We start from the raw sequence: 22,324 nt of genomic DNA, 5'->3' as shown, positions 1-22,324 counted from the left end.
CGGGATTATAGACCGACTTGCCGGTTCCATTGAATGCACTCATCCAGGGTGACACCGCGGCCGCCGAAAATGTCCAGGGCACTGCCGATGGTCAAATCCACTTTGCCGGCGGACAGTTTACTGACCAGCTTCAGATCATCCAGATGACGAGCACCGCCAGCATAGGTTACCGGAATGGGGCAGCAATCTCCCAATAATTGCACCAGGTCCTGGTCGATGCCCCCCTGCAAGCCTTCCACATCGGCGGCGTGAATCAGAAATTCGGCGCAATGGTGGCCTAGCTCCCTAAGGGATTCGGTGTTGACCGGCATTGAGGTTATTGTCTGCCAACGGTTGGTGGCGATATTCCAACCGCCGTCTGTGCGACGGCAACTGAGGTCCAGCACCAACCTCTCGGCTCCGGTCTCTGCTTTGACCTTTTCCAGTCGATCCCAGGAGAATTCATTGTCTTCGAACAGGTAGGAGGTAACGATGACGTGAGACGCCCCCGCTTCCAGATAGCCGCTTGCGTTTTCAGCGGTTACGCCTCCGCCAAACTGCAGACCGCCGGGCCAGGCGGACAACGCTTTCAGCGCTTGTTCCTGATTGCCGGGGCCCAGAGCAATGACATGACCGCCGGTCAGTCCGTGTTGATGGTATAGGTCGGCATAGTAACCGGCATCATGAGGGCTGATGTAGTTGGTGTCTGCACCCTGATCGTTCAGGCTGCCTCCCACAATCTGTTTGACCTGGCCTTGGTGCAGATCGATACAGGGGCGGAAAAGGGTCACGGTCTGGCTCCGGTTTACTTCTTAAATCTCAAGCCTGCGATTATACCTGATATCCAGCTCAATTGGACTTGTGTTAGGGAGGCTCAGGCGTCAGCACAGTCACGTTCCAAACGGGGGCTGCGGCGCATTTCCGTGGCGCTGAAGCTGCCGACGATCATCTTGCCGGCACAGTTTGCGTGGAGCGTACAATTCAGCCAGCGAGAAGGGTTTCCGTCACGATCGCAAATGGGCACCAATACGGTGGCCAGTTCTGAAGACAATATGGCCTGGCGTAACGGGCGCAAAAATATATCTCGGTAATCCTCGCCAATCAGGCTGACCAACCTGGCCAAATCTGCAGGTAATGAATCGGCATCAATGCCAAATACGCCGTGGCTGTCGCCATACCAAATCAGCGATTTTCGCTCCAGACACAGCTCCCAGATCAGCTCACTTTGCTGATGTTGCACAATAAAATTCTGCTTGAGTGCACAGTTGCTGAGACAGGCCTCCACGTCACATTGAGAGGTGGCGCGGTAAAGGTCGGCAACGCCGAACTTGATCCATTCTGGAGATACTTCAAAAAAGTCGGCCAGACGATGCAAATTGCTATCGGAAATTGCGCTGTGCCGCAGCCACTTATAGCAGGATTGACGGGAAATATTCAGCTCACGAGCCAAGTCGGTGACGCTCAAGTCACGGCAGTTCAGCAAATGGCGGAGTCGATCTCCCAATGACCCCAATAACTCGATTTCCGATCCCTGCGGAATCGCTTTCTCATCTTTTTGCACTCTGATGACTTCCGGTCCATGCCAGCGTCCTAAGTGCAACAGACGCCAGGCGGTTCGAATTGAGCGGCTTTTCTCTACAACGCCACTTCTGATTTTCTGTGACCGTGAACATTCTATGAGATGCGCTTTGGCAACACAATCAACTGAAAGTTTACAGCTGTCACAGGTAAGGACGTTTCTATTGCTCCGCCCGCACCTATACCTATATAACCTTGCAAGCCGGTTGTCGTTGATGCTCGTCAACGGTTAGCCCGAATCCAGTGGCATATATGACGAGACTGCATTTTTAGGGGTTATGTTTTCAACCGCCAGGTTCTGAACAACAGGGAAAAGCAGAATGCTTCTGTTCGTAGTTTCGATAACAACAAGGGACACATTATGAGAGTGCCGGGTTTCAATTCTCTGGGAGCAAGACTCAGTATCACCATAGCTTTCGTAGTGATTCTCACTCAAACTGCGATTCTCCTTCTGAATGCCGGGCAGCGCCGCCAGGAGTTTATCAACGCCGAGATTCACGCGGCCAGAAATCTGGTGTTAATGGCTGAATCCGTTAGGGAAAATATGGAATCGAAGTGGGAGATGGGGATCTTTTCTCCTCAAGTGTTACGGCAACTCAACTACGCGAGCACCGCCGAGCGTAAGCAAAAAATCCTAGCCACAATTCCCGTAGTGGCTGCCTGGGAATCCGCAAAAGCCAAGGCAAAAGAGGGAGGTTTTGAATTTCGAACGCCGCGTGCAAACGCCCGAGACATACGTAACGAACCGGATGATCTGGAACATATCGCTCTGGAATTCTTCGCCAATAACCCAAGTGCCAATGAACACGTTATTATCGACAAGGAGATGGACGCGGTAAGGTACTTCCGACCGGTCAGATTGGGAAAAAGCTGTATGAATTGTCATGGAGATCCAGCGCAGTCCATACCGCTTTGGGGCACGTTGGATGGTAAGGACATTACCGGATTCAAAATGGATGGCAAACAAGAGGGTGATCTGCATGGGGCTTTCGAAATTATTCGCCCCTTGGCAGTTGCGAACGCCGACATTCAGCAAGGATTGATCCAAGGCATTCAATGGACCCTGATTACGGTTATCAGCACGATTGTTGTGTTAGTTTTCTTGGTCCGTTGGATTGTGACCCGGCCGCTGGCCGCTTCCGTAGCGAGATTGGAACAGGCTCAAAGCGACAACGATCTGACAGTCACGCTAGAGGTACATGGGGCGCAAGAAGTCTCTGCCATTGCGCTGGCGTTTAATCGTTTCAGTGAACAGGTGCGGGATATTGTCAGTAAGGTCAAAGCAGTTTCTGACCAGTTATCCGCAGCGGCCGGAGAAGTTTCGGCGGTTACGACGCAAACCAGCAGCGGCATGCGCCATCAGCATCAACAAACGCGTCGAGCCGCCACCGCGATGAACCAAATGGCGGTGTCGATCCAGGAAGTTGCGGAAAATTGTGCGACAACTGCTGAAGCCGCCAGCGGCAGCCGTGAGCGCAGTCAACAGGGACAAAGCGCTGCGGAGAACGCCCGCGAAAGCATCGATACCTTGAATCGTCGTCTGCACCAAACCAGTGATATTGTGGAACGACTGGCACAAAGCAGTGATCGGATCGGTGTGGTGCTGGAGGTGATTCGCGAAATTGCCGAGCAGACTAATCTGTTGGCTTTAAATGCCGCGATTGAAGCCGCCCGCGCGGGTGACCAGGGCCGCGGCTTTGCCGTTGTGGCTGATGAAGTTCGCAATCTGGCGCAGCGTACCCAAGAGTCCACTTTGGAAATTCATACGATGATCGAGCAGCTGCAAGATGGTACTCGTGAAGCGGTAGAGGCAATGATTGAGGGGCGTGAGGTTGCGGCCCGCAATGAACAGCAAAGCAAACAGCTATCGCTGGCCTTGGGCAGCATTTCAGAGGCCATTCAATCCATCGACCAAATGACGGATCAAATAGCCACCGCCGCGGAACAACAAGGCGTTGTAGCAACAGACATTAACCGCTCTTTCGACGAAATCAGTCAGATAACGGAAGAAACCTCCGCGGCGGCGCAACAGACGGCTAATGCCAGTTCCCAATTAGCAGAGCTGGCCACCAGCCTGCAACTGATGACCAGCAGCTTTAAAGTCTAGAGCGCTCGACAGGGAGAATGACCATGAAGGATCTCAGCATTGATGAATTTCTGCTCAAGCAAGTGATCAATGCCGCGGGTAGCGCCATTATTCTCACTGATGTTCACGGCACAATTAAATACGTCAACCCTCGCTTCTGCGAAATTACCGGTTATCGAGCCAATGAAGTACTGGGAAAGACACCCCGGTTACTTAACTCGGGAAGAATGCCGCCAAAATTTTATCGCGACCTTTGGCACACCATTTCAGGAGGGCGCCGCTGGAGGGGGCGTGTCCTCAACAAGCGTAAGGATGGTTCCGGTTATTGGTCGCAGCAATCCATCGCGCCTATCAGAGATGAAGGCGGAAAGGTGACCCTCTACCTGTCACTCAGTGAGGATGTTACAGAAAATGAATCCTTGAAACAGCAGTATCGGCAGCTGGCTTTTTTTGACGAGCTCACCGGTCTTGGCAATCGTCGAATGTTTCGGCGGGATTTGGACATGCGGATTGATTTTGCCAACCGGGCTGACGACATTCATATGCTGTTATTGGCGAATGTTGATGATTTTAAGTCCGTCAACGAACGAATCGGGCATCAGGGGGCGAACCAACTTCTCAAAAAAATATCTCAAACACTGCGCGCCAACGTTGACAGTCCAGGAGATGTCTATCGTCTCGGCAGCGATGAGTTTGCTTTTCTGGCCGGTCCTTTCCGACAACTGGAGCAAGCTCATGAGGTGGCGGAGAGGCTCTGTCAATCACTACGCTCAATCGAACAACCCGAACCGGGCGCAACTGCTGCCACGCTGAGTCTTGGGGCCGCGCTTTTTCCCGGAGACGCTTTTGACTCTGCGGAACTATTACGTCAGGCGGAAATCGCACTGCGGCAATCCCGATCCAAACGAAAAACCAGCTTGACCTTTTATCGCGACCAGCTCGCTGCCACCAATGAAGTGGAATTCCAGCTTCTGCAGGATCTTATAGCGGCGATTGAAGACAAACAGATATATCTGGTGGGGCAACCCATCATTGCTCTGCAAAGTGGGTGCTGGGAGGTTTTGGAGCTGTTACTGCGCTGGAGGCACCCGAAACTCGGCTTCGTTTCTCCACAGCAGATTATCAGACTGGCGGAGACCTTTGCTTGCCTGCACAAGCTCAGTCTGCTGATCGTGGATCGTTTGATCGAAGCCGTATTGGCCCTGGAAACCCATGACAATAACATCATCTTCTCGCTCAACCTCAATGTGGCTCAAGCGCTGGATGAGGGATTGATAGATTACCTGTGCGAGAGTCTTGATGAGTGTGGCATCGCCAGAAGGCGAATCCTGCTGGAGCTGGTTGAGACAGATCATTTCAACTTCGCGGATGCGCAAGTACGACGACGTATACAATATCTGAAGCAATGCGGTTTTCTGCTTGCCCTCGACGACTTCGGCGCAGGTTATGCCACCTTCGAATTTCTGAACGAAGTGGACCCGGACTACATCAAGATCGATCGTGGCATCACCACAGATATTGAAAATACTGACAAGAAACGCATCACCCTGGAGGCGATTCTTGCCCTCACCAGCAAGCTTGGGGTTGTCACCGTGGTCGAGGGTGTGGAGAACGCCCAACAGGATCGATTGCTACAGAATGTCGGACATCGAGACTTGAAAGTGCAAGGCTATTTCTACGCCAAACCCCAGTCGTTGGATCAGTTGAATTCCTCTCAGCCGCAGGTGCTTCAGACGTTGGCTTGAGGTGTACGGATCAGAGCCCAATTCTTAGGCGTTCCCAAGTCAATGAAATATTGAGACCTATGGTACCCAGGTCAATTTTCGGCGAATCCCTTAAACGCCTGCCATACTCATAACTTGGAACAAGTGGTACTAGCGCGGGAATTGCCCCTATGGACACGGCAACCACAACAGAGGTGTCTGCCCTGCCGGATCTGGTCGCCGGCATTATGCTGCTGATGCTGGCTGCCTCTTTGACGGCCATGATGGGTAACAAGCTGCCCAAGCTGCCCTTTACCATAGCTCTGGTGTTGGCAGGCATGATGATCAGCGCTCTGGCTCCGGTAGCGCCCTTTTTCGATCTGTTGGCCGGGTTTGAATTGACGCCGGAGCTGGTACTTTTTGTATTCTTGCCCACATTGATTTTCGAATCGGCTCACAATCTGCAGGTTCGGCAACTGCAGGCGAATATCCTGCCGGTGCTGACCTTGGCCGTACCGGGGCTGTTAATATCCACATCCATCATTGCCTCGCTCTTTTACGCCCTGTCGGATTTTCCCTTTATCATCTGCATGCTGCTGGGGGCTATTCTCAGCGCCACCGATCCGGTATCCGTCATTGCCCTATTCAAGCAGCTGGGGGTGCCTGAGCGTCTCACGGTCCTGGTTGAGGGGGAAAGCCTGTTTAATGATGCTACCTCTCTAGTGCTGGCAACGCTTCTCACTGGCATCGCTTTAACCGGCGAATTTGATCTCGCTACTGTGGGCAGTGGTCTGATCGAATTTCTCAAGGTGTTTTTTGGTGGCATCCTGGTTGGCTGGTTGCTGGCATTCTTGGTCTGCCAGATTCTCGGTACTATTGACGCGCAGCCCGCAGTAGAGATTAGCTTTACGACGGTTCTGGCCTATCTCGCCTTCTTGATTGCTGAACATGGCCTGCACGTCAGCGGTATTATGGCCGTGGTCGCCGCCGGCCTCATAATGGGCAGCTATGGTCGCAGCAAAATCTCACCCTCTACCGAACACTACCTGCACGACTTTTGGGACTATGCCGCCTGGCTGGCAAACGCCATGATCTTTCTGCTGGTCGGCATGAAAATTGATCTATTGGCCTATTGGGATTCCCTGGGGCTAATTGCGCTGGTGGCTGTGGCCATGTTGCTGTCGCGGGCGCTAGTTATTTTTGGCCTGGTGCCACAGCTGGCTCGATTACCCGACAGCGAGCCGGTTTCTCGCAGCTACCAACTGGTTATGTACTGGGGAGGTCTGCGCGGAGCCATCGCTGTCGCCATTGTGCTCTCGCTGCCGGAGTTCAGTCAGCGAGACACGCTGATTGCGGTGGTCATGGGCGCGGTGTTGTTTTCTCTGTTGGTGCAGGGTTTGTCCATCGAGACACTGGTTCGAAGGTTGGGCCTGGATAAACCCGAGTTTGCCGACCAGCTGGCGGAAAAGGAAGGCGGGTTGCATGCCAAGCAAATGAGCCTGGCCAGCGTAGACCGGCTGGAACAGGGCGGATTTTTTTCCCGGCGGGTTGCGGAGCGGTTACGTTCGGATGGGGAAAAGTCTATTGAGCAACTACAGCGGGAAATTAAAACCCTCAGCGTTGGTATGACCAAGGAGGAAGCGAGACGAATTCTGTCTTTGCGAACGCTGGCCCGAGAAAAAAAACGCTACGAAGAGTTTTTCCGGCGCGGTTTGATAGGAGACTGGGCTTATCGCGAACTCTTCTTCAATGTGGAGCAGCAAAGCGACGACGCCAAACACTATGGCCATCTGCCTGGTTCAGATTACCGGCACTCTCCGACGCACAATGCGTTTGTGGCGTTATTGCGTTCACTGCAGAATTTTCCCCTGGTTTCGACACCGATTCAAAACCGGTTAACCCGACAAATGATGCGAGACTATGATGTCAGTTGGGCCCGTTACCGTACCGCTAACAGTGTACTCAAGAGTTTGGAGGAATTGGCGGAAGAAAGCGGCGTGAGTGGCGACACCGTTGAGCAGCTCAGGCAAATTTACGAAAACGTGCTGACCGATATGGAAACGGAAATTACGCTGGTCAGTGAAAGTTATCCCGAGTTTGTTGAAGCCGCCCAAGAGCGTCTGGGACAGCGCCTGCTGATTATCAGCGAACAGGAGGCGCTGGCGCGCGCAGGCAATATCGGTATCCTGCCGGAAGGGGTGATTGCAGCTCTCAAAAAACAACAGCAGACACAATTGCGCAACATCGCACGTCGGGATCTGACCCGTTACCTGGAGGTCAGCGTGACGGAGTTACTGAACAAGGTGCCTCTGTTTAGCGGCCTGGCTGACGACCAATTCCAGGCGATCATCAAACACCTTAACCGTCGCAGTGTGCCTAAGGGCGAAAAAATTATTCGTCAGGGTGATCGCGGCGACTCGTTGTTTATGATCGCCCGTGGATTAGTAGCCATTGTTGATGAGCGTCAAAACGCGCCAACAGAATTAAAACGACTCTACGCTGGAGACTTCTTCGGCGAGGCGGCGCTGCTGCACGGTACACCTCGCAACGCCACGGTAGAGGCCATCACTCCTTGTACAGTATATGAGTTGCATCGCGAACGCTGGCGGCTGATTTGTAATGATCATCCGGAAATCGAAGAGGCTGTGCAAAGGGTAGATCGGCAGCGTTCACAGTGAACCGAATCACATTTTTCTCAACAGAAACGGCGTTTCCCTTTTTCACAACCCCATTCCTATCCAGACCGTGAAAACCGCCTGTCCCGGGCTGGCAACCGCTTATCCTCTGCCGCCCGATTTGACAGAGGTATTGCTTGAACTCTGTCGCATTTTTCATCTTTCTGCGTTGTTCTCAAAACGCGCATGGCTATTATGAGTGGCGTGTTAATCATCTTTATGGGCGACACACAAAGGCTTCACATCTCACGAAGACAGCAACCTGGGCGCTGTGGACGTGCGTAGAACGAGGGTTGGAGAGCCAACCCAAGAACTATCAATATTCTTATTGGACGGTGTGTTATGAACGCAATCAACGAACAAGTACAAACCTCAGAAAACCCTGACATGGAAGTTATTTATCACGAAGATGGCAGTGTCGAAACCATTAACGCTGACGGCACCAATCACTGGGAATACCCCGATGGCAGTTCGGCAACTTACTATGCCGACGGCTCCGGTCATGCCACTTACGCCGACGGCAGCAGCTACTACTGGGCCGCCGACGGATCCGGTGGCTACCAGGACAGCCTTGGTAACTCCGCGCACTGGAACGCCGACGGCTCCGGTAACTGGAGCAATGGCAATGGTGACTATGGCAGCTACGAGGCAGACGGCTCCTGGACGGCCACCTACGCCGACGGCAGCAGCGAAAGCATGAGTGCCGATGGGATCTATACCTTCACCGACGTCGACGGCAACATCAGTGAAGTCAATGAACACGACCCCTACTACGGCTCTGCCGAGGTCCTGGAGGATGAAGACGGCACTATCACCATTCTCTATGCCGATGGCTCTATCGAAGTCCAGAATCCGGATGGCTCTGGCAGCTACACCGATGCCGAAGGTTACGAATCCACCTGGAATGCAGATGGTTCAGGCAGTTGGAGCAGCCCGGACGGTACAGTAGAGGTGTACAACGCCGATGGTTCCTGGTCTGTCACTTACCCCGACGGTAGCAGTGAATCCATGACCGCAGACGGTCAATACACTTACACCGATGCGGATGGCAACAGCTTTGAGGAAGAACTGCCGGATTCCCCTGAAGACGACCCTGCCATTGGTGAGGCGCCTGACCAGGATGAGGAGGCCAGTGTCGGGGAGGCCCCAGATGAGGAACCTCAGTACAACGAAGTTCCTAACGACGACGCTTCAAACGATGAAGCTCCCGACGATGAAGAGGCGATGGTCTTCGAGGAGGAAGACGGTTCACTGACGACCGTTTATCCGGATGGTTCCATAGAGGTCTATCACCCCGATGGCTGGGGCAGCTACACCTCGGCAACTGGAGAGGTCTCCACTTGGAACGCCGATGGTTCCGGCTCCTGGACCGACGCCGAAGGCAATGTCAGCGAATGGCACGCTGACGGTTCCAGCAGTTGGTCCTATACCGATGGCAGTTACGGCCACAGCGACTCTGAGGGCAATGGCGAAGCTCACTATGCCGATGGCAGTGTGAGTACCTGGAGTGCAGACGGATCAGGTTCCTGGAGTGATGCAGACGGCAATGTCTGTGAATGGCACGCTGATGGTTCCAGCAGCTGGTCATACTCCGATGGCAGCTACGGCTATAGCGACGCCGAAGGCAATGGTGAAGCCCACTATGCCGACGGCAGCATGAGTACCTGGAACTCTGACGGATCCGGTTCCTGGAGTGATGGGCAGGGTAATGGCAGCCAATGGCATGCGGACGGCTCCAGCAGTTGGAGCAGCAGCGATGGCTCCTATGGCGCCACCTTCGCAGATGGTTCCGGCTATCAGGTCGACGCCGATGGCAACCAGTACACCTACGGCCCTGACGGAGAACCAGTGGATGACGCGCTGGCTTTCGAGTTCGAGAACTCCGAGGGAGAAGAGCAGGCCGGTGGTGATGACAGTGCTACGGCAATGGACGACACCGGTGTGCTGATGTTCGCGGAAGAAAATTACGATGAACAGCCTCTGGAGGAATGCACCGGCGAAGAATGCTATGAGGAAATGGGGCTGCTGGGCGGCAGTGCAATGGCCGACAGCACTGACATGTTTGTCTGAGGTCTCTCAAAACCCCAGCGGTGTGGGGATCACCGGAAAACTCCCCACCGCCGACAGAGATCAACTAGGCGATCTCTGTCGGCATCTTCTGTAAACCAGGTTCAGCGCAGCATCTTGGGCGTTAACAGCAACTCCAGGCTTGCCGCGTTATCCTCAAGCTCTGACCAGACACTCTCAATCTGCAGTCTCACATATCCACAGGTGGGAACATTTGCCACAAAATCACCATTTCGGTTGAGCCGATTACAAAAGTCGGTGATGGCGGGATTGTGACCTACCAACATCACCTGATCCAAATCGTCATCCAGCTGGTGGCACCAGTGCAGGAGATCCTGATCACTAAAGGTGTATAGATCCCGGTCGATCTGCCAACGAATATCGCTGCCGGTCAATTGCGCGGCGATGTTCTCAATGGTTGAGCGGGCACGCTTGGCCGGGCTGCAAAAAATATTGTGAAATTCGCAGCCGGACTCCACCATGGCCCCTGCCATGGTACTGCAGGCTTTGAGCCCACGGCCGTTAAGGGGGCGGTCCACATCCGCCAGCGTCGGATCATCCCAGCTGGATTTTGCGTGCCGAAGCATATGCAAAGTCTTCATAGCCTGATTTGAGTGACATTGTTGCACCAGACCTCTTGATTATAGCGAAACTGTGCCAATCCAACTGCCTTTGTGAGCGAAGTGTCACTCTGTCAGAGCGGTGACCTTACGGACGGCAAAAATTGTGAGTTTTTGTGAGGTCCCGCGCCCTGTTGATCAATCGGTGATCGACCTATGATGGTGCGATTGTCTTTCCCATCTTCACAAAGGAGTCGAATCTATGACGAGCGAAACCCAATTGAGCGACCAGGACGTCGTTATCGTCGCTGCGGCGAGAACCCCAATGGGCGGTTTTCAGGGCGCATTCGCCTCTCAATCTGCACCAGAGCTGGGGGCTGCGGCCATCAAAAGCCTGCTTGAGCGGACCGGCCTGCAGCCGGACCAGGTGGAAGAAGTGTTGATGGGCAACGTCCTCAATGCCGGGGTTGGCCAGGCGCCGGCCCGTCAGGCCGCGCTGGGAGCAGGACTGGATCTGCCCACTCGATGCACCACCGTCAGCAAGGTCTGTGGTTCCGGGATGAAGGCGGCAATGCTGGCCCACGATCAAATTCGCGCGGGCAGCTGTGATATCGCCATCGCCGGCGGTATGGAAAGTATGACGAAAGCCCCCTATTTTATCGCTAAGGCGCGCGATGGCTTGCGTCTCGGGCATGGCGAAATCAAGGATCACATGTTTGTTGATGGACTCGAGGATGCCTACACTGGCCGCGCCATGGGCACCTTTGCCCAGGAAAAAGCCGATGCTGAAGGCATCACCCGTGAGCAGATGGATGAATACGCTCTGCAGTCATTGAGCCGCGCTAACCAAGCCATCGAAGAAGGCTGGTTCGAGGAGGAAACGGTCCCGGTCACCTTCAGCAGTCGTCGCGGTGAGGTCACCGTGACTACCGACGAACAACCGGGCAATGCCCGCCCTGACAAGATTCCCGGTTTAAAACCCGCTTTTGCCAAAGACGGCACCATTACCGCCGCCAATTCCAGCTCCATTTCTGATGGGGCCGCGGCACTGTTGTTGATGAGTGCCGCCAGGGCAAGACAGCTGAACCTGCAACCGCTGGCAAAAATCTGCGGTCACACAGGCCACGCCCAGCACCCCAGCGAATTTACCATCACGCCCATCGCTGCCATTCGCAAGCTGTTGAACGAGCTGCATTGGCATAAAGACGATGTGGATCTGTTTGAAATCAATGAGGCGTTTGCCATGGTCGCCATGTTGGCCATTCGCGGGCTGGACCTGGATATCGACAAGGTGAACATTAACGGCGGTGCTTGTGCGCTGGGTCATCCCATCGGCGCTTCGGGTGCTCGTATTCTCGTGACCCTGATCTATGCTCTTAAGCGCCTGGGCAAAAAACGAGGCGTTGCCAGCCTTTGTATTGGTGGCGGCGAAGCCACCGCCATCGCTATTGAAATGTTGTGAGGTAACACCCATGGATATGTCTTTGACCGAAGAACAGGCCCTGATTCAAGACATGGCCCGCAAGTTCGCAGAAGCCGAACTGCAGCCGGTTGCCGCCAAACTGGACCGCGGTGAAGAGCCCGAAGCGGAGCGCCAAATCTTTCTTGCCAACCTGAAAAAACTGGCCGAACTGGGCTTTATGGGGCTTAACATCAGTGCTGAATACGGCGGTAGCGAAGCGGGGGTTGTTTCCTTCAGTGTGGCGATTACTGAAGTCGCCAGAGCTTGTGCCTCCACCGCGGTTACCATGTCGGTTACCAATATGGTGGGCGAAGTCATTCAGACCATTGCCAGCGAAGAGCAAAAACAGAAATACCTGCCCAAGCTGTGTTCGGGCGAGTACCCGGCGGGAGGCTTCTGCCTGTCCGAATCGGGCGCTGGTTCCGACCCTGCCGGTATGAGAACCCGAGCGGTACGCGATGGCGACGACTGGGTGTTGAACGGCACCAAAATGTGGATCAGCAGCGCGGAGTACGCAGGTGTGTTTGTGGTGTGGGCGGTCACAGACTCGGACGCCCCCAAAGGCAAGGGCATTTCCTGCTTTCTGGTGGAAGCGGGTACACCGGGTATGACCATCGGCAAAGCCGAAGAAAAAATGGGACAGCACGCCTCCGCTACCAATATGGTGATCTTTGAAGACTGCCGCATCCCCGGCTCCGCGCTGATGGGCAAGCTGAACGACGGCTTCCGCATCGCCGTGGCCGAATTAGCCGGCGGACGCATAGGCATTGGTTCTCTTGCTCTGGGTGTTGGTCAGGCAGCGATGGATTATGCGCGTCAGTACACCACCGAACGCGAGCAATTCGGTTCCGCCATCGCCAAGATGCAGGGTCCACAATGGATGATGGCGGATGCCTATACCCAACTTGAAGCTGCCCGTTTGTTGGTGATGAATGCCGCCTGGCAAAAACAGCAGGGCAAAGCGTTTGGCAAGGCGGCCTCCATGGCCAAACTGCATGCGACGGAAACCGCCAACCAAGTGTGCTATACCGCTCTGCAATTGATGGGCGGCGTTGGTTACACCCAGGAGGTTCCGCTCGAACGTTTTGCTCGCGATGCACGGGTTACCGCTATTTACGAAGGTACCAGCGAAGTGCAGCGTGTCATTATTGCCCGTGAACTGCTGCGGGAAATACAGTAAACAATACAGAAAAAGCTCAGTAAGTCAGATGATTGTTGGAGATTTATCATGGACATTAACCACAAAGTTGCTGTTATTACCGGCGGTGCATCCGGTCTCGGTGAGGCAACCGTACGCCGCTTCGTCGCCAATGGAGCAAAGGTCGCGATCTTTGATATGAACGAAGAGCGCGGTCAGGCCATCGCCGCCGAGCTGGGTGATGCCGTTATCTATCAGAACGTCAACGTTACCGACGAAGCCTCGGTGAAAGCTGGCATCGATGCGACCCTTGCCGCCTTTGGTGCCATTCACATCTGCTCCAACTACGCCGGTGTTGCCGATGCCGCCAAAACCATTGGCAAAAAAGGGGCGTTTCCCCTCGACCTGTTCAACAAGGTTATTGGTATTAATCTGGTGGGCAGCTTCAACGTATTGCGTCTGGTGGCCGAGGTTATGAGCCAGCAGGAGCCCATCAACGAGGACGGTGGCCGGGGTGTGATCATCAATACTGCTTCAGTTGCTGCGTTTGAGGGGCAAATGGGGCAGGCGGCCTACAGCGCCTCAAAGGGCGGTATTGTCGGCATGACCCTGCCTGTCGCCCGTGACCTCGCCGCTTACGGTATTCGCGTCAATACCATTGCGCCGGGACTGATCCATACACCGATGTGCGACTCGCTGCCCGAAGAAACCGTGGCCGCGCTGTCTGCGAATGTGCCCTACCCGTCGCGTCTGGGTAAGCCGGATGAAATCGCCAAACTGGCTCAGAGCATCGTCGAAAATGACTACCTCAACGGCGAAACCATTCGCTGCGATGGCGCTATTCGGATGCAGCCGCGTTAACCGCCGGTCTCTGACAATGACCGAGTGAGCCGGGCAAAGTGGGCCAGGCGTTTGAGGATGCGATCATTGAGCGTACCCTTGGGAAACTGGCCCTTACTGTTAGCCTTGCCTGGCTCCTTGCCGGTCAGAATGCCGAGCGCTTCGTTGACGGTGGCTACGGCATACACGTTGAACTGTCGTTTCGCCACGGCTTCGATGACCCGATCACTCAGCATCAGATTGAGTTGATTGCTGGCCGGTAAAATGACCCCCTGATTACCGGTAAGCCCGCGGGCCTGGCAGAGATCGTAAAAGCATTCCACCTTCTCATTGACGCCGCCGACGGCCTGAATTTCTCCTCGCTGATTGATAGAACCCGTCACCGCCAAATCCTGCCGTAGAGGCTGGCCTACCAGCGCAGAAAGCAGCGCGCAGAGTTCGGCCAGCGAAGCACTGTCACCGTCGATGTAACTGTAGGATTGTTCCATGGCAATGTGGGCCGATACCCCCAGTGGAAATTCCTGAGCGTAGCAACTGCACAGGTAGCCTGTCAGAATCATCACGCCTTTCGAATGCACCGGTTGCCCGAGTTCCACCTCCCGCTCAATATCCACCACTCCCCGTGAGCCAGGGTGTACGGTTGCGGTAATTCGTGTCGGGCAACCAAACGCCATATCCCCTACCTGCAAAAGAGACAGGCCATTCACCTGACCCTTGGCGTTACCTTCTGTGCTGATCACCACCGTGCCGTCGAGAATGTCTTCCAGTAATCGGTCTCGCAGCCTTGCGTTGCGTCGGCTGCGGGCTTCGATGGCGCGGTTGATGTGTTCAACCTCGATCAAGGACGCACGGTCCTGGCGACAGGCAAAGTCGGCCTCGCTGACAATCTCCACAATGGCATCGATACGGGCGGTGAGTCGCAGTTGGTGTTCGGCCAGCCGGTGAGCGTGTTCCGCCAATCGCGCCACGGCTGCAGCAGATAATTCCGACAGGCCGGACTCCCGGGCCCGGGAATGCACCAGATGAGCAAACTGGTTAAGTGTGGAGCCATTGCTGGCAAACACGCTCTCAAAGTCCACCAGTACCCGAAACAGTTCGTTAAAATCCGGGTCCAACTGGTCCAGAGTGTAATAAATTTCCCGGGGACCAATCAGAATGACTTTGATGTCCAGCGGAATGGGTTCCGGTCTCAATGGAATCACCCCGCCCAGCTGGATTTCGCCGGGAGGCGGTTCCAGATTAATGCAGCCGTCCCGCAGCATACGCTTAAGCGCCGACCAGGTATTGTCGCCGGCAAGTAGCTTCTCCACGTTGAGAATCAGATAGCCGCCGTTGGCGCGGTGCAAGGCGCCCGGAGTGATGTGCTGGCAGGCACCGGCGCTTTCATCATTACTGAAGCTGACCCGGCCAAACAGATTCTGGTAATTGGGGTTGCTTTCCTGAATCACCGGCATACCACTGTCCATGGCTGAGGTCAGCAGATTCGGTCGATAAATCCCTTCCAGCAGCTTTCGCTGCTGCGATGGGGATTCCGCGGGCGCTTTGCCCTGGCCGCCAAAGTGTTCCTCAATCACCCTGGGCAAGTGATTGAGCATTTGCGCCAGGTAGATACTCACAGAAGCGTAACCGGTATAGCGTTGGCGCAATGATTGGAACAGGGGTTTAAGTGCCTGGGCAATGGTGGCCTCACGCAGCTGCCTCATGCCATCGTTAAGATCACGCTGCCACTGCGGCAACTCCAGCAACACCTCGCTCAGCAGCTGTTCCAGTTGGTCCACTTGCTGCTGGAAGTAGTCCATCTCTTTTTCGTCGAGGCTGGCAAACTGAGCATCATCGGCGACCTTGCCGTCAATCAGCGGCGAAAAGCTGACCGATCCCTCCTCGTAGAACATAGCCACCTGGCGACTGACCGCGGCGCGGCGCACTTGAGAAATCGCGTCGTCGTAGGTTTCATCAAAGCGTGCCTGAAGGGCATTGCGACGCTGTATGTAGCTGGGGTTCTCGAAGGCAGCCGGAAAGGTATCCAGCAGGGCGTCAATCAGGTGGTCGATGTCCCGCAGCAGTTGGCTGCCCTGCTTGTTGGGCATACTGATGGCGCGGGGTTCCAGCGGCGTATCGAAGTTGTTGACATAGAGCCAGTCGGAAGGAGTCTGGTGCTGACCGATACGTGGTTGCAGATAACTGAGCAAATAGCGGATGCGTCCGGTACCCGCATCCCCGGCGATATATAGATTGTAGCCGGGCTGTTCCATACCCAGGCCGAACTCCAATGCTTCGGTGGCCCGGGGTTGACCCAGGATACCTTCAAAATCCGCCAGCTCCCTTGTAGTGGCGAAATCCAGGATATCGGGCGGGACGCGCCGCCCCAATTGGTCCTTGGTGAGCTTCAAGAGGCCATCCTTACCAGTGGTTATAAACACAAGCGTTATTTATGAGTATAAGACGTGATTGACCAAGCGCACGTTCAATCTCCGAAGGGGAATCCATATGTGCGGTGCCGAGCGTCGAAGCCCGGCTAAATTTGACTGGTCATGGTCGCTCAGTCAGAAGCTTGGATCCGGGTTTTGGGGAGATACAAGCCACTACAAAACAGCATATGATGGTCCCTCAGATAACGGTCAATATCCTCGCGTTTGGCAATTTCGGAGAATAGGGCATCGACCTCTGAGCAATAGGGATAGCATGGCAGTAAATAGGATTTTGATTCTTGGAGGTTATGGAAATTTCGGCAAACGCATTGCTGAGATCTTGGTGATGATTCCAGGGCTTACCCTTGTCATCGCTGGCCGTGATCACTCCAAAGCCAGCGATCAGTGTCTTCAGCTTGTCTCAATGGGTGCGAAAGCACGAACAGAACCAGCCCTGATCGACACAACATCGCTGTGCTTCCGAGACGAACTGGCGGCATTGAAACCAGATCTGGTGATACATACCGGTGGCCCTTTTCAGGGGCAGGACTATAGGGTTCCCACAGCATGCATAGCTGCTGGCAGTCACTATATTGACCTGGCGGATGATCGAAGGTTTGTTTGTGATATCCGTGCGCTCAATGACGAGGCGATTAAAAATAAGGTTTTGCTGGTCTCGGGTGCCAGTTCTGTTCCGGGCCTTTCCTCGGCGGTTATTGACAGTTTTGTTGAGCAGTTCACACAACTTGAAGCCATCGATTTTGCCATTGCGCCTGGCAATAGAGCGGAGCGTGGTGAGGCCACCGTCAAAGGCATTCTCTCCTACACCGGTCATCCCTTTTCGGTCTTTTCCAGGGGGCAGTGGGTGAATCAATATGGCTGGATGTCTCCCAGAAAGTTGTTCTTTAACAAAGTAATTGGCAAGCGCTGGTTGGCGAATGTTGACGTTCCTGATTTGGAGCTGTTCCCGCAGCGCTACGATTCAGTGCATACGGTTAACTTCCAGGCGGGGCTGGAGTTGCCATTTCTGCATTTCGGTATGGTGTTTATGGCTCTATTGGCGAAAATGGGGTTGGTCAAAAACTGGTCTGTATTGAGCCGATGGATTTTTCAATCCAGCGAAATCTTCAGGGGGCTGGGCACGGACATTGGTGGTATGCAGATAAATCTCACCGGTTTGGGGGCAAACCGTGAGCCCAAGCGCATCAAGTGGACGCTTTGCGCCGAGCGTGGGGTCGGTCCCTATATCCCAACGCTCTCTGCAATTATTCTGGCAAAGAAGTTGATTAATGACAGCCTGGAGGACAGAGGTGCGATGCCGTGTTTAGGGCTGTATTCACTGCGAGAGTTTGACTGTGAAGCTTCAAAATTCGGTATCTATCATCACTCGGAGATATCACCACATGGACAGTAAAGTAACGGAGAGTGGTATTGGATAACTATCTGCTGTTAAAACTGATTCATATTCTGAGCGCGGTGGTTGTGGCCGGTACAGGAGCAGGTATAGCTTTTTTTATGTTGATGGCAAGTCGTTCCAGCAATCCTGCGGCCATTGCGGTGACAGCTCGTCATGTTGTATTGGCCGATTGGATTTTCACAGCCCCCGCTGTATTGCTTCAATTTGTGACGGGCATACTTCTGATGTTGAAGCTCGGATATTCCTTTACCTCCACCTGGTTTTTCTGGGTGATTACGCTGTTCGTTTTTATCGGTGTTTGTTGGGCGCCGGTCATCGTTATTCAGTACAAGCTAAAAGCGCTTGCGGATCGATCGTTGGATGCCGGTGAGCTGGATCCCGACTTTAAAAACATGATGCGGCTATGGGTGGCCTTGGGAGTGCCGGCCTTTGCAGCTATATTGGTGATTTTCTGGTTAATGGTGTTTAAGCCGTTTCCTGTTTTATAGAAGCGGTGTCCACCTTACCGGCTCAGAACGAAAAAAGGCCGACCCTTTCGGATCAGCCTTTTTGAATTTGGTGCCCAGGAGAGGACTTGAACCTCCACGCCCGTAAGAGCACTAGCACCTGAAGCTAGCGTGTCTACCAATTTCACCACCTGGGCTCTAACAGGGCTTGCCCTGTTGAGGTCGCGCATATTAGTGGGCAGCCTGGATCTTGTCAATCACTTCCACACAAATTTCTGTAACTTTTTTACGCCACTCTGTCAGAAGCCCCGAAATCCGGGAACCTGGGCCATAATTCGGGTATAGTCGCCCCAATCCGGGCGCTTCAGCCGCCCCATTGAGGGTGTGAATGCCCTACCGCAGCCACAACGCCGTGGCGCCACACAGGAAATGACTTTGACTAAACGGAAAGCGGTCGACAGCGACCCCCACCAGGCCAGAGAGGCCCAAAAGTACGACAACCCCATTCCCAGTCGGGAATACATTCTTGAGGTACTGGAACAAGCGCCAGGTCCCCTGACCCATGAAGCCCTGTGCGATGTACTGGGACTCGCGGATGAGGACTCCGTTGAGGCCCTGCGCCGGCGCCTGATCGCCATGAGCCGGGATGGGCAGCTGCTCAGCAATCGCAAGCATGGTTATGGCGTGCTGAATAAGATGGACCTGATTCGCGCTCGGGTGCAGGGGCATAAGGATGGCTTTGGTTTTGCCATTCCCGCAGAAGGTGGTGACGACCTGTATCTCTCTTATAAGCAAATGCGGCGGGTGTTTGATGGCGATGAAGTCCTGGTTCGCGAGACCGGATATGACTTTAAGGGTCGCCGCGAGGGCGCCATTGTTGAGGTGATCGCCCACAATACTCATCAGGTGGTGGGGCGATTTTTCAGTGAGAGCGGTATTTTCTTTGTGCGCCCAGACAATCCACGTTTGTCCCATGATGTGCTGATCGCTCCGGAAGATAAGGGCAAGGCCAAGCGTGGTCAGTTTGTGGTGGTGGAGGTGACTCATCAGCCGGGTCGTCGCAATCCGCCCTCTGGCCAGATTCTTGAAGTGCTGGGGGATCATATGGCCCCGGGCATGGAGATTGATGTTGCCATTCGTTCTCACGGCATTCCTCACCTCTGGCCCAGCGATGTCCAGGCAGACGCCGGTCGTTTGCCTGCTGAGGTTGAGGAGAACGACAAACACAACCGCGTGGATCTGCGCAAATTGCCGTTTGTCACCATTGATGGTGAGGATGCGCGGGATTTTGATGATGCCGTGTATTGCGAAACCAAGAAATCCGGCGGTTGGCGGCTGTATGTGGCCATCGCCGATGTCTCTCACTATGTGAGCCTGGGCAGTGCCCTGGATCGTGAAGCCCAGGTGCGGGGCAATTCGGTTTATTTTCCGGATTATGTGGTGCCTATGCTTCCGGAAGCCTTGTCCAATGGCCTGTGTTCCCTGAACCCAAAAGTGGACCGCCTGGCGATGGTGTGCGAAATGACCGTCTCCGCCAGTGGTCGGGTCAGTGGTTATAAGTTCTATGAGGCAGTGATACATTCCCATGCCCGCCTGACCTATACCCAGGTGGGTGAAGCGCTGGATATTTGCCGCTCCGGTGAAAAGCGCAGCCTGGGTCGAAAGATTCTGGATGTGGTCGGCTTTAAGGGCAAAAAAAGTCCACTTCCGGCCGAGCATCCGGTGGCGCCGGTACTGCCGCATATTCTACAGCTTCACAACCTTTACCTGACATTGAGGCAAGCGCGCAGTCAGCGGGGGGCGATTGACTTTGAAACGGTCGAGACGCGAATCCTGTTTGACGAGAACCGCAAGATTGAACAAATCGTGCCTGTGGTGCGCAATGATGCCCACAAGCTGATCGAGGAATGCATGCTGGCGGCCAATGTCTCTGCGGCCCGCTTTTTGGAGAAGCATGAATTACCCGGGCTCTATCGCGTTCACGAAGGACCGCGGGCAGAGAAGCTGGAAAACCTGCGGGAGTTTCTCGGTGAGCTGGGGCTGAGCCTGCCCGGCAAGGGGCAACCCAAACCCGAAAACTACCAATCTCTACTGCAATCCATCGAGGGCCGCAATGATGGCCATTTGATTCAGACGGTGATGCTGCGCAGCCTTAGTCAGGCCATGTACCAGCCGGATAACAAAGGCCACTTTGGTCTGGCTTACACCGCCTATGCTCACTTTACCTCACCCATTCGACGCTATCCGGACCTGCTGGTGCATCGGGCGATTCGCCACATTGTCCGCTCCCCAATGGCCAGTAAGCTGGTGAAGCGGGTGGAAGGTGCACCTCAGCTGCCCAAAGCCAGTATCTACCCTTACGATACCGGCGATATGTTTACCCTGGGGGAGCAGAGTTCGCTGACTGAACGTCGTGCAGACGATGCCACGCGGGACGTGGTCAGCTGGCTTAAGTGTGAATATCTCCAGGACCATGTGGGTGACGTATTTGAGGGCGTGGTCTCCGCCGTTACCAGTTTTGGATTGTTCGTTGAGCTGAGGGATCTGTATGTTGAAGGCTTGATCCACATCACCAATCTTCCCCACGATTATTACCATTTTGAGGCGGCCCAGCATCGACTGATCGGTGAGCGTACCCGCCAGGTGTTCCGGTTGGGGGATGAACTGACCGTGCGAGTGGCACGGGTGAATCTGGATGACCGCAAGGTGGATCTGGATATGGTGGGTTTTAAACGCAGCTCCCGCCGCAAAGGCAAGTCGGGTGATGAGGTTAGCAACTCGCCGCGTAAAGCCGCGGACCCTGCCGCGATCGGTGCCCGTGCCAAACAAATGGCCGATGAGTATAAGCAGGAGCAGGAAAAGAAGAGGGGCAAGAAGACATCGTCTCGCAGATCTTCCGGACGCGCTAAAGTGGGCACCGATGGTGACGGTCGGTCTCGCTCAGAGCCCGGCAAAAAAAGCGCTAAAAAAGCACCCAAAAAAACCAGTAAAGGCAATCAGGTGCGCAAGGCCAAATCCGCCAAAAAAGCGCCCCCGAAACGCAAAAAGAAATAGTGTAATAATGAGTTCAGCTCGGTCACCTTGGGCTTGAGTGGATTCCGTAGCAGCCCGCTGCTACGGAATTGGTAAGATCCGAAGTGGTAATGTAGAACTGGCTAGTTTTACTCCCCGGAAAATAACAGATAGAGAGAATTTGTGGCAAAACTGGAATCCGTATTTGGTCTGCACGCGGTGCAGGCCTTGTTGAAAAGTGCTCCCCATCGCGTTAACGAAGTGCTGGTGTTACAGGGGCGCCAGGATCAACGCCTGCAGAAAATTCTGGCGGCCGCGCAAAAGTCGGACATCAAAGTTCGTCAGGTCAGCCGCAAAGAATTGGACAAAATGGTAGAGGGCAATCACCAGGGTGTGGTTGCCATGAGTTTTCCCGGCGAGCTGCACGATGAAAAGTTTTTGTACCAGTTGATTGAGGGCCTCCGGGACAATCCGTTTTTGCTGGTGCTCGATGGGGTTACCGATCCTCACAACTTGGGGGCCTGCCTGCGTACGGCCGAAGCCGCAGGTGTTCATGCCGTCATTGCTCCAAAAGATAACTCCGCCAGCCTGACGGCCACCGCCCGCAAGGTGTCCTGCGGTGCTGCTGAGGTTTTGCCCTATATTCCGGTGACCAACCTGGCGCGTTGCCTGCGCAAACTGCAGGATTTGGGGGTGTGGATCATCGGTACGGCGGGTGAAGCTCAGCAGTCCGTCTACGAACAGGACCTGAAGGGGCCAATGGCGATTGTGATGGGGGCCGAGGGGCCGGGAATGCGCCGCCTGACCCGTGAGTGCTGCGACGGTCTGATCAATATTCCCATGGCGGGTGAGGTCAGCAGTCTGAATGTCTCCGTTGCCACCGGTGTGTGTCTGTTTGAGGCTGTGCGGCAGCGTCAGAGTTGATGGACATCAAGCCGGCTTACGCAGGCGTT

General features: G+C 54.5%; 15 protein-coding genes and 1 tRNA gene. 11 read left to right on the top strand and 5 right to left on the bottom strand.

The features are described 5' to 3' along the window. Positions 1 to 5 precede the first annotated feature (5 nt). Positions 6 to 770: a phosphoribosylformimino-5-aminoimidazole carboxamide ribotide isomerase gene (gene hisA, locus HBA55_RS06935; RefSeq protein ID WP_166988771.1), complete on the bottom strand. Its 765-nt coding sequence runs from the start codon at positions 768 to 770 to the stop codon at positions 6 to 8. A gap of 83 nt (positions 771 to 853) precedes the next feature. Then, entirely contained in the window at positions 854 to 1,540 is a 687-nt protein-coding gene (locus HBA55_RS06930) for a helix-turn-helix domain-containing protein (RefSeq protein WP_166988769.1), read from the bottom strand. A gap of 378 nt (positions 1,541 to 1,918) precedes the next feature. On the opposite strand from HBA55_RS06930, the gene HBA55_RS06925 reads away from it, so the two are divergent. The 4 genes from HBA55_RS06925 (at position 1,919) to HBA55_RS06910 (ending at position 10,091) form a co-directional block, all read left to right on the top strand. Further along, positions 1,919 to 3,664, top strand: a complete 1,746-nt coding sequence (locus HBA55_RS06925; RefSeq protein ID WP_166988767.1) for a methyl-accepting chemotaxis protein — start codon at positions 1,919 to 1,921, stop codon at positions 3,662 to 3,664. A gap of 23 nt (positions 3,665 to 3,687) precedes the next feature. Further along, a complete protein-coding gene (locus tag HBA55_RS06920) occupies positions 3,688 to 5,388 on the top strand; it encodes an EAL domain-containing protein (protein WP_166988765.1) in 1,701 nt (566 codons plus the stop codon). 149 nt (positions 5,389 to 5,537) lie between these two features. Then, on the top strand, positions 5,538 to 8,024 hold the full coding sequence (locus HBA55_RS06915; RefSeq protein ID WP_166988763.1) for a cation:proton antiporter: 2,487 nt from the start codon (positions 5,538 to 5,540) through the stop codon (positions 8,022 to 8,024). A gap of 339 nt (positions 8,025 to 8,363) precedes the next feature. Next, complete coding sequence (locus HBA55_RS06910; protein WP_166988761.1) at positions 8,364 to 10,091, top strand: hypothetical protein; 1,728 nt, start codon at positions 8,364 to 8,366, stop codon at positions 10,089 to 10,091. A gap of 101 nt (positions 10,092 to 10,192) precedes the next feature. Here the strand turns inward: HBA55_RS06910 and HBA55_RS06905 are convergent, their stop codons facing one another. Beyond that, entirely contained in the window at positions 10,193 to 10,675 is a 483-nt protein-coding gene (locus tag HBA55_RS06905; RefSeq protein WP_206019595.1) for a SixA phosphatase family protein, read from the bottom strand. A gap of 235 nt (positions 10,676 to 10,910) precedes the next feature. On the opposite strand from HBA55_RS06905, the gene HBA55_RS06900 reads away from it, so the two are divergent. Genes HBA55_RS06900 through HBA55_RS06890 form a run of 3 tightly spaced genes read left to right on the top strand, consistent with a single transcriptional unit; the run spans position 10,911 to position 14,109 of the window. Continuing rightward, entirely contained in the window at positions 10,911 to 12,110 is a 1,200-nt protein-coding gene (locus HBA55_RS06900) for an acetyl-CoA C-acyltransferase (RefSeq protein WP_166988757.1), read from the top strand. A 10-nt stretch (positions 12,111 to 12,120) separates the two neighbouring features. After that, positions 12,121 to 13,290, top strand: coding sequence for an acyl-CoA dehydrogenase family protein (locus HBA55_RS06895; protein WP_166988754.1), 1,170 nt, complete (start codon positions 12,121 to 12,123; stop codon positions 13,288 to 13,290). Between the two features lie 48 nt (positions 13,291 to 13,338). Then, complete coding sequence (locus tag HBA55_RS06890; RefSeq protein WP_166988752.1) at positions 13,339 to 14,109, top strand: 3-hydroxyacyl-CoA dehydrogenase; 771 nt, start codon at positions 13,339 to 13,341, stop codon at positions 14,107 to 14,109. On the opposite strand, the gene HBA55_RS06885 is transcribed toward HBA55_RS06890, so the two are convergent. Beyond that, positions 14,106 to 16,478 (bottom strand): Lon protease family protein, encoded by a 2,373-nt coding sequence (locus HBA55_RS06885; RefSeq protein WP_166988750.1) that lies wholly within the window; start codon positions 16,476 to 16,478, stop codon positions 14,106 to 14,108. The two genes, HBA55_RS06890 and HBA55_RS06885, sit on opposite strands and share 4 nt — an antisense overlap. Positions 16,479 to 16,770: 292 nt before the next feature. Here HBA55_RS06885 and HBA55_RS06880 point away from each other — a divergent pair, with 292 nt between their 5' ends. Then, positions 16,771 to 17,910, top strand: coding sequence for a saccharopine dehydrogenase family protein (locus HBA55_RS06880; RefSeq protein WP_166988748.1), 1,140 nt, complete (start codon positions 16,771 to 16,773; stop codon positions 17,908 to 17,910). Positions 17,911 to 17,927: 17 nt separating this feature from the next. Then, positions 17,928 to 18,401, top strand: coding sequence for a DUF2269 family protein (locus tag HBA55_RS06875; protein WP_166988746.1), 474 nt, complete (start codon positions 17,928 to 17,930; stop codon positions 18,399 to 18,401). 68 nt (positions 18,402 to 18,469) lie between these two features. Here the strand turns inward: HBA55_RS06875 and HBA55_RS06870 are convergent. Continuing rightward, a tRNA-Leu gene (locus HBA55_RS06870) sits at positions 18,470 to 18,556 on the bottom strand. A gap of 238 nt (positions 18,557 to 18,794) precedes the next feature. On the opposite strand from HBA55_RS06870, the gene rnr reads away from it, so the two are divergent. Next, positions 18,795 to 21,413, top strand: a complete 2,619-nt coding sequence (rnr, locus tag HBA55_RS06865; protein WP_166988745.1) for a ribonuclease R — start codon at positions 18,795 to 18,797, stop codon at positions 21,411 to 21,413. Positions 21,414 to 21,554: 141 nt separating this feature from the next. Further along, positions 21,555 to 22,295: a 23S rRNA (guanosine(2251)-2'-O)-methyltransferase RlmB gene (gene rlmB, locus HBA55_RS06860; RefSeq protein WP_166988743.1), complete on the top strand. Its 741-nt coding sequence runs from the start codon at positions 21,555 to 21,557 to the stop codon at positions 22,293 to 22,295. Positions 22,296 to 22,324: the final 29 nt, after the last annotated feature.

The organism is Pseudomaricurvus alkylphenolicus, from assembly GCF_011683955.1.
In the GTDB taxonomy this organism is placed as follows: Bacteria; Pseudomonadota; Gammaproteobacteria; order Pseudomonadales; family Cellvibrionaceae; genus Pseudomaricurvus; species Pseudomaricurvus alkylphenolicus.
Note: the sequence above shows the minus strand (reverse complement) of the source record. Positions and strands in the feature narration are given on the sequence as shown.